The organism is Spirochaetota bacterium (assembly GCA_004297825.1).
Taxonomy (GTDB): Bacteria; Spirochaetota; UBA4802; order UBA4802; family UBA5368; genus FW300-bin19.
The window spans coordinates 115,200-127,808 of record SCSX01000069.1 but is presented as its reverse complement, the minus strand read 5'-3'; the positions used below and the strand labels follow the sequence as shown (position 1 = coordinate 127,808).

Below are 12,609 nucleotides of genomic sequence, written 5' to 3'. Positions count from 1 at the left end.
GATATCAGGGCTTGGGGAGGCTTACGATGAGGCGGTTGATCCGCGTGCCCTTGATCGATTTTACCCGGAAGGTGACGCCGTCGTGCCGGATCGTCTCGTTTTTCTTGGGTATCTTTCCGAACAGGTCGTACACCATGCCCCCGATCGTATCGAATTCTTCCGTGGGGAACGCCGCCCCCGTCTCCTCGTTGAAATCGGAAATGGTCATGTGCGAATCGACCTCGAAGCTGTTCCTCCCCAGCTTCTTGATCTCGGGGGGCTCGTCCTCGTCGAACTCGTCCTTAATCTCGCCCACGATCTCCTCGAGGATGTCCTCGAGGGTGACGATACCGGCAAACCCGCCGTATTCGTCCAGCACACAGGCCAGGTGCAGGGTGCGCCTCTTGAACTCCAGGAGAAGGTCGTCCAGGGGCATCGTTTCAGGGACGAAGCAGGGCTTATGCAAAATTTTGCGGAGCTCGAACCTGCGCGGACGCGCGCCGATAAATCGTAAAAGATTCTTCACGTACAGGATGCCGGCGATATCGTCGATCCGGTCATGGTAGACGGGGATACGGGAGTGGCCCGCGTCGTCGATTATTTTTATCAGCCGGGGAAGGGTAGTGTCGACGTTCACCGCGACCACGTTCACGCGGGGGATCATGATCTCGCGGGCCACCTTGGTGGAGAGGCTCATTACCCCCCGGATCATTTCCCGCTTCGAATCTTCGATTTGCGCCATGCTGCCGCAGTCGAAGGGCCCGGGCCGGGGCGGGGCAGAATCCCTGCCCGTCAGCCGGGCCAGCAGGGTCTTCAGCGTTTTTTTGTTCTGCGGCTCTCCCGGCGATGAATCTGGGTTGTCTTGTGTCATCTCGGTTGGGGCGGTCAGGCCCGGGCGCTCCATACGCTGAACTTCTTGATCGTCTGCAGTAACAGGGAGGAGGCCTCCATGGACTCTTCCTTGGTGAGGTTGCAATCGTTGTAGAGCGAATCCGCCATGAATTTCTTGATGGCGATATAGACGTCCTCGGTCAGGTGAAACAGGAAGGAGAAATTCTCCCCGGAATTGTCCAGAATCGTGAAAGAAGAATAGAGGGACATGGGCTCCTTGGCGACCATCACCTTCTCTTGCTTTTTGCAGCTTATAACATCAAGCTCATTGAGCCGGTAGGGAATCGCCTTTCCCTGCTCGCGGTGCACTGGCTCGCTGAAGCGCTGGGAGTACGACGGCGGCTCCACCAGGAGGTGGGTCCGGTTCCCGTCGGTCTTGAAGATGAGGCCCTCGGGGCTCTTGAAGATATCCTTCACGTTGGCGTACGCCGTCGCTTCGTAGATGGCATAGGCGGAATTCGGATCGAAAAACGAGGAGATGATGAACGCCCCGTTCGGGGGAATCGCGTTGTTCAGATATGCCTTGAGGAGAGACGTTGCCTTTGCCATATGGGGGCACCCTCGTTCGAAGAGTATGATGAATCCGCGGACCCAGACAGTCCAAAGTATACCGGCTTTCGAATTTGAAATCAATAAAAATTTTTATTGTAGCACAATCAAAGTTTAATGTTGATTTTTAGCGGGATTGGAGGGCATGCCGCGTCATTCCCGAAATTTCAGCGAAGATAACCCCTCGCGATGTATCGGGCCGGGCGGTGTTCGAATCCCTGCAAGGCTGCGGCAGTCGGCGGGGGACCGTGACCCCGATGAAGCCGTCCAGCCTATCGGACCCCCCCGTGCCTTGAAGACGCCGGGAGCCCCGGGCGTGGTCATTAATACCTTGCATCTCCGATGCTGGTGTTGTAGGATATTGTAAAATTTGCGCCGCCGGGGGAAGATCACGTGAGCCCTTCAAAAAAAGAGGTTATTCGTCTCTATGCCGACCACGTCTCGCCGGGGAAGGTGGACGTGTACGCGCAGTACGGCATGCTCCTGGTCCCGGGCAGGCGTGAGGGCTGCTTTATTTACGACCGGGACGGGACCCGCTACCTGAACTGCCACTGCAACGGGGGCGTATTCAACCTGGGACATCGTAACCCGCGGGTGATCCGCGCCCTGACGCGCGCCCTGACGGAGTATGATATCGGGAACCACCACCTCGTGAGCGAACCGAAGGCGATGCTGGCCCGGATGCTCGCGCGCACGCTGCCCGCGGGGCTCAACCAGGTTGTATTCGGGGTGGGCGGCGGTGAGGCGATCGACCTCGCGATCAAGCTCGCGCGCGGCGTGACCGGCAGGCCGGGGGTGATCTCGGCGTTCGGGGGTTACCACGGGCACACGGGGCTCGCCCTCGCGACGGGGGATGCGAAGTTCAGGGAAAAATTCGGTCCCATGCCGCCGGGCTTCTTCCAGGTGCCGTTCGGTGATATCGGCGCGCTCGAGTCGGCGGTGTCCGACCAGACCGCGGCGGTCATCATGGAAACCATACCCGCCACGCTCGGGATCGTGGTCCCGGGACGCGATTATTTCCGTAAGGTCAAGGCGCTGTGCGCCCGCGCCGGGGCGCTTCTCGTCATGGACGAGGTCCAGACCGGGTTCGGGCGCACCGGGACGTTCTGGTGCTTCGAGCAGTTCCGCGTCGTGCCGGACATCGTGGTGACGGGAAAGGGAATGAGCGGCGGGATTTATCCCATGAGCGCGACCATTTACCACGAACGCCACCGCGATTTCTTCAGGAAGGACCCCTTCGTGCACATCTCCACCTTTGGCGGGAGCGAGGCAGGGTGCTTCGCGGCCATGGAGGCGATACGCATCTCCTCCGGAAAGAAATTTCTTTCCACTGTGCGCGCGTCGGGGGACCGGATCCGGGCCGGCCTGGGGGCCCTCGCGAAGGAATTCCCGGGGGCCGGTTTCCGGGTGCGGGGCCTGGGGCTCATGCTGGGGCTCGAATTCGCGGACGAGATGCGCTCCCTGTTCATGCTGAAGCTTCTCTTCGACAGGGGCGTGTACATGGTATACTCGGGCAACGACCGGAGGGTGCTGCAGCTCCTTCCGCCGCTCATAATCACGCGGAGGGAGATCGCCGTCCTGGTGCGCGCGGTGCGGGACTCCCTGGTCGAGCTCGTGCGGGGAACGGGAGGGTAGGCCATGGAACGCTTTACGGACATACACGCGCTCGTCGACGCGATCGAGCGCGCGCATAAGTTTAAGAAGAAACGCCTGTCGTTCATGAAGCGCGCCTCGGTGAACGCGGAGATTATCCGCATGAGGGACTCGTTCGATCTCCTGTGGCGGAAGGACGGCGAAGACTACCGGCTTCGGAACCCCTCGCTGTCTAAAGGCGCGATAGATATCCTTGCGGGGATCTTCGGGAAAAAAGAGGAGGCCGGGGCGATCCAGGAGGCGGATCGCGCGTTGTGCGCCATTGACCGCCTCCGGTTCAACCACTTTCTCTCCGCCACAATCGCGAGCGTTCCCTCGGTGAATCATCTCTACGAGCTCTTCTTTGGTCCCGGGGAGCGATTGGAAAGGCTTGCCTGCGACCGCATCCCCTACCTGGAGCGTTACCTTCCCACCATGGGCCGTATCGGAACCGACATGGAGGCGCTCGTGCTCTCGAAAGCCGATATCGATACGCTGTGGGAAATGATACAGCTCTTCGATGTGATCCGGGAAAACTTGCAGAAGGATACGGCGCTTTACGCGCGTTTCCGGAAGGATTTCCGGGGACACTACCGCGAGGGCGGCGAGCTTTCGATTCTGGGATACGGCGAGATCTCGACCGTGATGAGCATGGTGAAGGGAAGGGTGCTCGACCGCAGCTTCGAGCTCCAGCGGGTGGAGGGGAGCAAATGGGTATGGAAGCGCATGCCCCCCTTTCCGTCCCGTGAGGAGGTCGACCGCTACGACGCCGCCTACCGCGAGTACCGCGCGCTGCTCGTCGCCATGGGCATAGCGGTCCCCGAGCAGGCGCTTTCGCGCTTCGACTACGCCGGCGCGCTCACCGTGTACGCGGGGCAGGCGCGCATCAATCCCGATTTCGTCGCGCACGTTCTCCTTCGCAGGCTCGATACGGAAAACGCGAAACGCCTGTTTTTCATGGTGCTCAGGGAGCTCGAAAAGGTGTTTGCCTTCAACGCCCGGGGCGGCGGGGTGAGGATCGGTATCGACGGACAGCTCTCGAACTGGGTGCTTGATTCGAAGGGCGGCGCGCTTAACTACGTGCATGAGGGCGACGGGATGTTCTACATCGACACCAGCACGCCCCTGTTCAGGAAGGAAGGCCGCGAGCAGATGAATCCCGAGGTGTTCATCATGACCACGCCCTCGTTCCTGCGCTGGGTAGTCCGCAGGTTTTTCCTCCAGGAGGTGCTCGATCGCTATTACGACCTCAGGCTCGTCATCGTGGACATCATCGCGAACCTCCATAAGGAACAAATGCCCGGGCTCATACCGCACTTCATTCCCATGGCGAACGCGTTCATAGACAGACTGGGCATAACGGGCGGCGCGATAACCCGCGAGGAGGTCGATAAGTACTATTCCGGGGACGCCTTCATCTGGAAATTTTACCAGTTCGCCCGCCGGATCGACCGCTTCATCACGGAATCCATCCTCAGGAAAAAATACTCGTATCGCCTGCCGGGGAAGATAAAGCGCTGACCGGAAACATCCGGGCGCATAGATCACGGCCGGTCCGGGTCCGCATGTGCGCGCATTCGCATGTATAAATATTCCGTGCGGACGACCTATTTGTGTTGACGCTGGGAAATCACCACCCTAAAAACGGGGAATCGGACTCCACGGAATTCGCATGATAATCTACGTCATCTCCCTGCTCACGATACTGCTTCCCGCCGCAGGAATAATTATGCTTCTCCGGACCCGCCCCGTCGACCGCCGCGAATGGTTCCTGAATTGCGCGGCGGCTTTCGGCCCGGTGCTGCTGACCGCGCTCGCGGGGTCCTGGGGCGTGATCGGGCATTCCCTGCGGCACGTCCCCCTCGTGTGCTACGCCGCGACGGTGCTCATATCGTTCCGGCGGGCGGATTTTTCGGCGGGCCGTGCGGCCCGCCTGGACAGATGGGCCGCTTCAAAGCTCGCGGCGATCATCCTGTTTTTCGTTCTCAATATCGATCTTGCCCGCGGTGCGTACGCCGGAGGCGATCGCCTTGAAATGGATTTTCCGCTTCGTGGGGGAGAATACCTCGTGTACCAGGGGGGCGCGAGCCTCGTCGGGAATCCCTTTCACGCGATGCAACCGGGGTCGCGTTATGCGCTCGATATCGTGAAGCTGGACGATCGCGGGAGGCGCGCGGCCGGCATACTCCCCGGGGATTGCGCGGATTACATGGTGTACGGCGAACCCGTGTACAGCCCCCTTGACGCGACGGTGCTCGATGCGCGTGACGGCGTGCGGGACAATATCCCGCCCGCGGCGGACGAGGCGCTGGGCCCCGGAAACCACGTCCTGCTCCTTGCGGACGGTCGCCTTGTTCTCCTGGCGCATTTCGCGCGGGGAAGCGTGAAAGTAAATAAGGGCGACATCGTGAAACGCGGTCAGCTCCTGGGGCGCGCAGGGAATTCGGGGAACAGCCTTGAACCGCACCTGCATATACAGGCGATGAAGGAGGGCGGGACCGCGGACGCGATTCCCCTGTCTTTTAAAAGCATGCTTTATACCATAAATGATATAATTATCGCGGAGTAAATCCGACGGGGGTTGCCATGGACAGGCATTTTTTTATACCGGAGCCCAGGGTCATCGCGCACAGGGGCGCGTCCGGGGCATATCCTGAAAACACCGAGCTCTCGTTCAGAAAGGCGATCGAGTCGGGCGCCGACGTGATCGAGACCGACATCCATTTCACGAAGGACCGCAATTTCGTGATCGCGCACGACGGGGAGCTCGAACGCGTATCGGACGGCGGCGGACCCATCGCGGAGCGCACCGTTGAAGAATTGAAGAAGCTCGACGCGGCCTACCGCTTCAGCCCTGACGGCGGAACGACCTTCCCCTGGAGGGGAAAGGGCATCACCTTTATGACGCTCGAGGAGATGCTCACCAGCTTTCCCGACACGCGATTCAATATCGACCTTAAAACGAAAAACGCTGCGCAGGTGAAGCACTATGCCGCGATCATCGGGCGCTGCGGGGCGGCGGACCGGGTGCTCACGGCTTCCGAATACACGCCCAATCTCCGGGCCGTGCGCAAGGCCATTCCCGGAATGGCCACTTCGTTCTCCCTCGGGGAGGCCCTCTGGTATTATTTTCTTTTCAGGGCCGGGCTCCTGTTCATGAAAAACAGGTTCGCCGGCGACGCGCTGCAGGTTCCCGAATTCCTGGGGCCTTCAAATATCGCCAGCGACGCGTTTATCGACGTGTCACACAGGAAGGGGCTGCGGGTGCACGTGTGGACCGTGAACGAGGAGAAAGATATGAGAAGGCTCCTCAAGTCCGGCGTGGACGCCATTGTGAGCGACAGGCCAGAGGTTCTTGCGGGGATTGTGAAAGAGGTGCTGGGTTAGCCGGGAAGACGCGTATCGGCGCCCCCGTCCGCGCTTTCGCCCGGTCCCTCGGCAAACGCCGGGAAATCAACCGGTATCTCCAGGAAAAAAGTCGTTCCGCCCGATTCCGAGGATTCGAAATAAACCTTCCCCTTCAAGTAGTGTTCCGCGAGCAGCCTCATGCTGTAGGTCCCGAACCCCCGGTTGCTGCCCTTTGTCGAAAAGGAGCGCTGGAAAACCTGGAGCTGCGCGTCCCGCGGAATGACCCCGGCGTTGTGCACATGGAAGCGGACGGTTTCATTCATCGCGCGACATCCCATTGTAACCGCGCCGCCTGCCGGCGTCGCCTCGAGCGCGTTCTTGAGCATGTTGATGAGAATCCTTCGCACGAGGACCGGGTCGCCGAATATCATCTCGTCACGGGACCCGTCATCGAGAATAATTTCTTTTTCGGAGTAGCCCGCGTTCAGGTCGTATCTCCCCGCGACCTCGCGAAGTATCTCGATGGAACCGAACGCCCTCGGCTGGACCCGCAGGGCGTTATTTTCCGCATCGATGAGCTTGTGCTGCGATTCTATTTCATCGAGCAGCGATTCGCAGATTTTGTGTGCCATGGAAATGAATTCCGATTTCTTCGCCCCGTCCTCGTGCAGCGTGACAAGATTGAGCGCGGATTTAAGCGTGGCCACCGTATTGAGGATGTCGTGGAAGAAGATGTGCTCGAGCTTCTCCCGGTGCTTCTGCGGTCCTATGTCCCGGAAGGTTACGGCGATAAAGCGCCTCCCGTCGAACGGGAACGGCGTCGCGGTTACGAGCATATCCAGGGAGACGGGCCTCCCGTCGGTGATCGCGCTTATCCGTGCCTCGCGAACGACCGGCGCGCCGGACTCCCGGCATTCGAGGACCGCGTGCACCGCGCCGCACACGCGGCACGATTCCGCGGTACCGCAGCCGTACTCCCCGGTTTCCGCGTGGATGCACTGGAGGGTTTCGCCGGGCCGTTTTCCCAGGACACTGCTGAGATCGTCGGTGCCGAGCATTTTCAGGAATTCACGGTTGGCGTAGATTATCTGCCGGTTTTCGTTGATGACCGCGGCTACGGCTGAAATGGAATTGAAGATTTGTTCGAATCGCTCAAGGGAGCGCACGAGCTCATGCTCGGCCCTGATGGCGTCGTTGCCGCTACGCTCGGGGGACGCGAACCTCGTGGTGCGGTTAATCTTATCGCCGGAAAAATCGCGCATCGGATATCCTCGTAATCGCAGAATATATCATATTATTTTCGCAAGTCCAAAAAAAGTTCCGGAAAGGGGTTTTCCTGATGGGTAAGAATATCGTCGGGCGGCGGTGAATCGGCGCCATATGAGTATTAAAGCCTTATGCCGCATGCGGGTTACGGGACAATACTAGAGTCTAGAGTTGTTGTAAAACTGTCATTTCGACCGCAGGGAGAAATCTTAAAGCGTATACGGGGGCTAAGATTTCTCACCCGAAAAGGCCGGGTTCGAAATGACAATGAGAGAAAAGCAACAAGTCAACTGAAGGGAGGAGGGCGGCATGCAGTGCGCATGCCGCCCTTCGGAAGACTCAGCGCGGCTGGGCTGCCTCCTGTACGGCTGGTTTGCCCTCCCTGGACGGATCCAGGAAGCGCACCTGGGTGCCCACGAGCTTCAGCTTCGATTGCGTCTTTCCGTCCTTTCCCTCCCACCTGTCCTGCCGGAGGCTTCCCGCGACCAGGATGTGCTTGCCCTTGGCGACGCTCTTGGCACACAGGTCGGCGGTCTTTTCCCATGTCTCGATATCGATGAACGATACGCGGGGAGAAGAATCCGGGTTGGAAAAATGGTTGATCGCCACCGAGAACAGGCAGATGTTCTTCCCGGTCTTGGTGGTACGCAGCACCGGATCGTGGGTTACATAGCCCTCGATGGTGGCCGTAGTGTAATTTTGCATCTCGCTCTCTCCTTGTGTGAATGTTGTTACTCTTCATACGATCGGCAGGCGGGAAAACCGAAAAATTTTTCAGGAAACGGAAAATATCGGCGCCAAAGCCCGCGCTTGATAATTTTCACGGGGCGGGTTATATTCATCACGCAGGCTTCCGCCTGCGATGTCCGGTGATGATCGCGATGCGGAAGCCGGGAAAGGACGCCGGGACGGCAACGGGGAGAACTACAATGCAGGAAGCGGGAGTTATCATAGCGTGCGTTGCGGCCGGATTTTTCGTTTTTTACAAGATCAGGAGGGAGATTCGCTCGCGTGACGCGTGCAGGTGCGAGGGATGCGGGGTCAAGGATTGCGCGAACCGGCGATGAGCATTTTTCTCTTGACGCCCGAAAACGAATAAGTTAACATATGTAGTGTGGTTGTACAGAAAAGGAGAAGCCCCATGGATCAGTCCTATCAGCAGGCCGCGGAAATAATCAAGCATTCCCGGCACTGCATCGCGCTCACCGGCGCGGGAATTTCCGTCGAGAGCGGGATTCCGGATTTCAGGGGCGCCTGCGGCCTGTGGCAGAAGTACGATCCCATGGAATACGCGCATATCGATAATTTTCGCAGGGATCCCGACAAGATATGGCGGATGCTTTACGAGCTCATGGCGCTCACCTCGGGGGCCAGGCCCAACCCCGCCCATGTCGCGCTCGCGACGCTCGAGCGGAACAATTTATTGAAATCGATCATAACCCAGAATATCGACAACCTCCACCAGTCCGCAGGGAGCCGCAACGTTATTGAATTCCACGGGAACGCCCATCTCCTTGACTGCATCTGGTGCGGGGCCAGCTATAGTGCGGATGAATTCACCCTGAACGGAAATCCGCCCCGCTGTCATTCCTGTGGAAAGGTGCTTAAGCCGAGCGTCGTGTTCTTCGGGGAAATGATCCCCGCCCAGGCCCTCCGCGACTCCGAAACGCAGTCGCGCGCCGCCGATGTCGTCCTCGTGATCGGAACCTCCGCGGTGGTATATCCCGCGAGCAGCATTCCCTTCTCGGCCAAGCAGCGCGGCGCCAAGGTCATCGAGATAAATCTCGAATCGACGGGACTCACGAATTCCATCACCGATGTCTTCATCCAGGGCATGGCGGGGACCACCCTCCCCGCGCTGGTAGAACAGGTACTTTCGTAACGCGCGCTTTCAGGCCGGGGGTTCATTCCGGCCGACATCCGCCCCGAACCGGAGTTTACTCGTGAACAGGATAGAATTACTCCCCGACCATGTGAAGCGCACCATCGCCGCGGGCGAGGTGGTGGAAGGCCCGTTTTCCGTAGTGAAAGAGCTTTTGGAAAATGCCCTGGACGCGCATGCCGGGGAGATCGAGGTCGAGATCGCGGAGGCCGGGCTCAAAAAAATCGCCGTCAGGGACAACGGCGAAGGAATCGTGCGCGACGATATTCCCCTCTCGGTCATGGAGCACGCCACGAGCAAGATACGCACCGCCGGCGATATCGAAACGATCCAAACCTTCGGTTTCAGGGGGGAGGCCCTCTCCAGCATATCGGCCATATCGAGACTCACCATCCTGTCCCGCACCGGGGACGCGCCCCTGGGAGGGCGCCTGCTCTGCCGGGAAGGTTCCATAGACATGGGCGACTACGCAGGTCCCCGCGGCACGATGGTGATAGTCGAGAACCTCTTCTATAATACGCCCGCGCGAAAAAAATTCCTGAAGGGGCGGGCCGCAGAAATAAAAAATATCAAGAGCGTGTTCCTGAAGATCGCGCTGGCGCACCCGTCGGTGCGTTTCACCCTGGTGAGCGACGGGAAGCGCGAGCTTGCGCTCGAGGTCTCGGGGAGCGTGGGAGAGAGGATCGAACAAATATACGGCAAGGGCGTCACCGGGAGCCTCTACCACGAAAGGCTGAGCGACATCAGGGCGTCGATACACGGGTTCCTGTCCGCGCCGGACTTCCTCAAGTCGTCGCGCTCGATGCAGGTGCTGTTCGTGAACGACCGCCTGGTCGAGTACCGATACATGGGTTTTCTCCTGTCGCGGGGATACGAGGCAATCGCCCCCCGGGGGCGGCACCCGGCAGCGATACTTTTTCTCGACGTGGACCCCGGGCTTATCGACGTCAATATTCATCCGGCCAAGCGCGAGATCAAATTTTTCGACCAGCGCTACATCGACTCGCTCATCCAGGGACTGTGCCGGAAGGCGCTCGACCGGACCGCGCATCGGCTCACGGGCAGGGCGTTCAGGCAGGCCGCCGGGCCCGACGCCCAGATACCGCGCCCCCCTTCATCGTACGACGCGGAAGATGCGCACGGAACCGGTGAACGCGCGGCCGGGCAGGAATCGTTCCAGGTATACCCGTCGCCCGCGGGGGCGGATGCGCTCCTGGTTCCCCCGATCGATCCGCTGCACGTTGCGCCCGGCCTTTTCGTGCGCGAGGGAAATCCGGGCGTGCATGACGCGGCAGCCCGGGACGGGTTCAGGGTGCTGGGCGTCGCGTTCGCGAGTTACATCGTGTTCGAGAGCGAGGGGGCGCTCCATGTCATGGATTTCCACGCGGCGCACGAGCGCATCATCTACGACCGCATCATGAGCCGCACGGAAGAGGAGGTCACGCAGGAGCTCATTTTTCCGCACGTCCTGGCGCTCTCAATTGAGGAATATGATTCGGTCATCGAGCACCGGGAGCGGCTGGGCGAAATTGGATTTGACATAGACCCGTTCCCGGACCACTCTGTGGTGGTGAGGGGCGTGCCCGCTGCGCTGGGAAGAGCGGATATGGATACCTTTTTCAGAGACCTGGTGGAGGCCTTGAAGAACGGGACGGAGGCGGACATCGAGGGTCGCGCCGCCGAGACGGTCGCCTGTCACGCGGCCAGGAGGGCGGGGGATGCGCTCTCCATGGACGAGGCGGAACGTCTCACCTCCGAGGCCCTTTCGGGGAGGCACGATCTTCGCTGCCCGCACGGCAGGCCGTTTCTTTACAAAATGGGAAAAAAAGATATCGAGAGGATGTTCAGGCGCTCATGAAAAAAATCATACTAGGTGTATCGTCGTCTATCGCGGCCTACAAAGCCTGCGAGCTGGTGCGGCTCTTTGTGAAGGCCGGTCACTCGGTCCATTGCGTGCTCACGGAGAACGCGACCAGGCTGGTGACGCCGCTCACGCTTGAAACGCTTTCGGGAAACCCCGTCTACACGCAGACGTTCGTCGACGACAGGCGCGCCATGGGCCATATCGAGCTCAAGGAAGACGCTGCGCTCATGGTCGTGGCGCCCGCCACGGCGAACATTATCGGTAAATTCGCGAACGGCATCGCCGACGATCTCCTGAGCACGACCTTTCTTTCCGTGACCTGTCCGGTGCTCATGGCGCCGGCAATGAATCCGAACATGTGGATGCACCCCGCCGTACAGGCCAATATCGACCGCCTGACGGCATGGGGCGTGCGCTTCGTCGAGCCCGCGGAGGGCAGGGTCGCCTGCGGCGACCTTGGCTACGGCAAACTCGCCGACATCGATACCATCTACAGGGTCGCAAGCGATGTCCTTGAAAAATAGAAAGGTCGTGGTGACGGGAGGCCCCACCAGGGAATGGATCGATCCCGTCCGCTATATTTCGAACGCCTCGTCCGGGAAAATGGGTATCGCCCTCGCGGACGCGGCCGGGCCGCGGTGCGCGGAAACCGTATTCGTTCACGGTCCCATTGAGCGCTCCCTCCTGGAGGGGAGGCCGTACCGAACCGTGGCAGTGGAGACGACCGGCGAATTGCTCGACGCCGTCATGCGGGAGATTGACGGATCGGCGGTGCTCATCATGGCGGCCGCGCCCGCGGATTATCGTCCCGCGTCCAAATCTCCTGTGAAAATCAAGAAGGACGACGAGCACCTGACCATCGATCTGGTTAAAAATCCCGATATACTCATGGCGGTCGTGGCGCGGAGAGCTGCGGAACCGGAAATGGAGGGCCTCTATACCGCGGGGTTTGCCGCCGAAACCCATGACGCGGAGGCCTTTGCCCGGGAAAAACTCGCCTATAAAAACCTGGACATGATATGCCTTAACGACGTGGGAAAACCCGGGGCGGGTTTCTCGGTCGATACCAACATCATGACCGTGTTCACGCGGCGGGGGGCGCGCGTGGAGCTCGCGCTCGCCTCGAAGCGCGACATTGCCGTGAGGATACTCGATCTCATCGAATCGGATATGGGTGCGCGCAAACTCTGAACTCGGG

The 12,609-nt window shown here is 59.9% G+C and carries 12 protein-coding genes; 8 read left to right on the top strand and 4 right to left on the bottom strand.

The genetic code is table 11. The features are described from left to right. Window positions 1-4 precede the first annotated feature (4 nt). Together EPN93_15245 and EPN93_15240 are read right to left on the bottom strand one after the other, a co-directional pair. On the bottom strand, window positions 5-883 hold the full coding sequence (locus EPN93_15245; GenBank protein ID TAL33019.1) for an HlyC/CorC family transporter: 879 nt from the start codon (window positions 881-883) through the stop codon (window positions 5-7). After that, entirely contained in the window at window positions 865-1,419 is a 555-nt protein-coding gene (locus tag EPN93_15240) for a hypothetical protein (protein TAL33018.1), read from the bottom strand. Before EPN93_15240 ends, EPN93_15245 begins: the two co-directional genes overlap by 19 nt. Window positions 1,420-1,812: 393 nt before the next feature. On the opposite strand from EPN93_15240, the gene EPN93_15235 reads away from it, so the two are divergent. From EPN93_15235 to EPN93_15220, 4 genes are all read left to right on the top strand, one after another. Continuing rightward, a complete protein-coding gene (locus EPN93_15235) occupies window positions 1,813-3,054 on the top strand; it encodes an aspartate aminotransferase family protein (protein ID TAL33017.1) in 1,242 nt (413 codons plus the stop codon). Window positions 3,055-3,057: 3 nt separating this feature from the next. Next, window positions 3,058-4,572, top strand: a complete 1,515-nt coding sequence (locus tag EPN93_15230) for a hypothetical protein (GenBank protein TAL33016.1) — start codon at window positions 3,058-3,060, stop codon at window positions 4,570-4,572. Window positions 4,573-4,723: 151 nt separating this feature from the next. After that, a complete protein-coding gene (locus EPN93_15225; GenBank protein ID TAL33015.1) occupies window positions 4,724-5,620 on the top strand; it encodes a M23 family metallopeptidase in 897 nt (298 codons plus the stop codon). A 17-nt stretch (window positions 5,621-5,637) separates the two neighbouring features. Further along, window positions 5,638-6,438 (top strand): glycerophosphodiester phosphodiesterase, encoded by an 801-nt coding sequence (locus EPN93_15220; GenBank protein ID TAL33014.1) that lies wholly within the window; start codon window positions 5,638-5,640, stop codon window positions 6,436-6,438. On the opposite strand, the gene EPN93_15215 is transcribed toward EPN93_15220, so the two are convergent. Both EPN93_15215 and EPN93_15210 read right to left on the bottom strand, forming a co-directional pair. After that, complete coding sequence (locus EPN93_15215) at window positions 6,435-7,661, bottom strand: PAS domain-containing protein (GenBank protein TAL33013.1); 1,227 nt, start codon at window positions 7,659-7,661, stop codon at window positions 6,435-6,437. The genes EPN93_15220 and EPN93_15215 overlap by 4 nt on opposite strands. Window positions 7,662-8,004: 343 nt before the next feature. Continuing rightward, window positions 8,005-8,370: a single-stranded DNA-binding protein gene (locus EPN93_15210; GenBank protein ID TAL33012.1), complete on the bottom strand. Its 366-nt coding sequence runs from the start codon at window positions 8,368-8,370 to the stop codon at window positions 8,005-8,007. A gap of 436 nt (window positions 8,371-8,806) precedes the next feature. Here EPN93_15210 and EPN93_15205 point away from each other — a divergent pair, with 436 nt between their 5' ends. The 4 genes from EPN93_15205 (at window position 8,807) to EPN93_15190 (ending at window position 12,602) form a co-directional block, all read left to right on the top strand. Beyond that, complete coding sequence (locus EPN93_15205) at window positions 8,807-9,547, top strand: NAD-dependent deacylase (protein ID TAL33011.1); 741 nt, start codon at window positions 8,807-8,809, stop codon at window positions 9,545-9,547. A 61-nt stretch (window positions 9,548-9,608) separates the two neighbouring features. Further along, window positions 9,609-11,405 (top strand): DNA mismatch repair endonuclease MutL, encoded by a 1,797-nt coding sequence (gene mutL / locus EPN93_15200; GenBank protein TAL33010.1) that lies wholly within the window; start codon window positions 9,609-9,611, stop codon window positions 11,403-11,405. Further along, window positions 11,402-11,935: a phosphopantothenoylcysteine decarboxylase gene (locus tag EPN93_15195; GenBank protein ID TAL33009.1), complete on the top strand. Its 534-nt coding sequence runs from the start codon at window positions 11,402-11,404 to the stop codon at window positions 11,933-11,935. The genes mutL and EPN93_15195 overlap by 4 nt, the downstream gene beginning before the upstream one ends. After that, on the top strand, window positions 11,919-12,602 hold the full coding sequence (locus EPN93_15190; GenBank protein TAL33008.1) for a phosphopantothenoylcysteine decarboxylase: 684 nt from the start codon (window positions 11,919-11,921) through the stop codon (window positions 12,600-12,602). Before EPN93_15195 ends, EPN93_15190 begins: the two co-directional genes overlap by 17 nt. Window positions 12,603-12,609: the final 7 nt, after the last annotated feature.

What these genes read in the sequence shown, in the direction of transcription:
- EPN93_15215 (TAL33013.1), bottom strand. Translation starts at nt 7,661, where the DNA reads ATGCGCGATTTTTCCGGCGATAAGATTAACCGCACCACGAGGTTCGCG.
- EPN93_15240 (TAL33018.1), bottom strand. Translation starts at nt 1,419, where the DNA reads ATGGCAAAGGCAACGTCTCTCCTCAAGGCATATCTGAACAACGCGATT.
- EPN93_15220 (TAL33014.1), top strand. Translation starts at nt 5,638, where the DNA reads ATGGACAGGCATTTTTTTATACCGGAGCCCAGGGTCATCGCGCACAGG.
- EPN93_15195 (TAL33009.1), top strand. Translation starts at nt 11,402, where the DNA reads ATGAAAAAAATCATACTAGGTGTATCGTCGTCTATCGCGGCCTACAAA.
- EPN93_15230 (TAL33016.1), top strand. Translation starts at nt 3,058, where the DNA reads ATGGAACGCTTTACGGACATACACGCGCTCGTCGACGCGATCGAGCGC.
- EPN93_15205 (TAL33011.1), top strand. Translation starts at nt 8,807, where the DNA reads ATGGATCAGTCCTATCAGCAGGCCGCGGAAATAATCAAGCATTCCCGG.
- EPN93_15245 (TAL33019.1), bottom strand. Translation starts at nt 883, where the DNA reads ATGGAGCGCCCGGGCCTGACCGCCCCAACCGAGATGACACAAGACAAC.
- EPN93_15225 (TAL33015.1), top strand. Translation starts at nt 4,724, where the DNA reads ATGATAATCTACGTCATCTCCCTGCTCACGATACTGCTTCCCGCCGCA.
- EPN93_15190 (TAL33008.1), top strand. Translation starts at nt 11,919, where the DNA reads ATGTCCTTGAAAAATAGAAAGGTCGTGGTGACGGGAGGCCCCACCAGG.
- EPN93_15210 (TAL33012.1), bottom strand. Translation starts at nt 8,370, where the DNA reads ATGCAAAATTACACTACGGCCACCATCGAGGGCTATGTAACCCACGAT.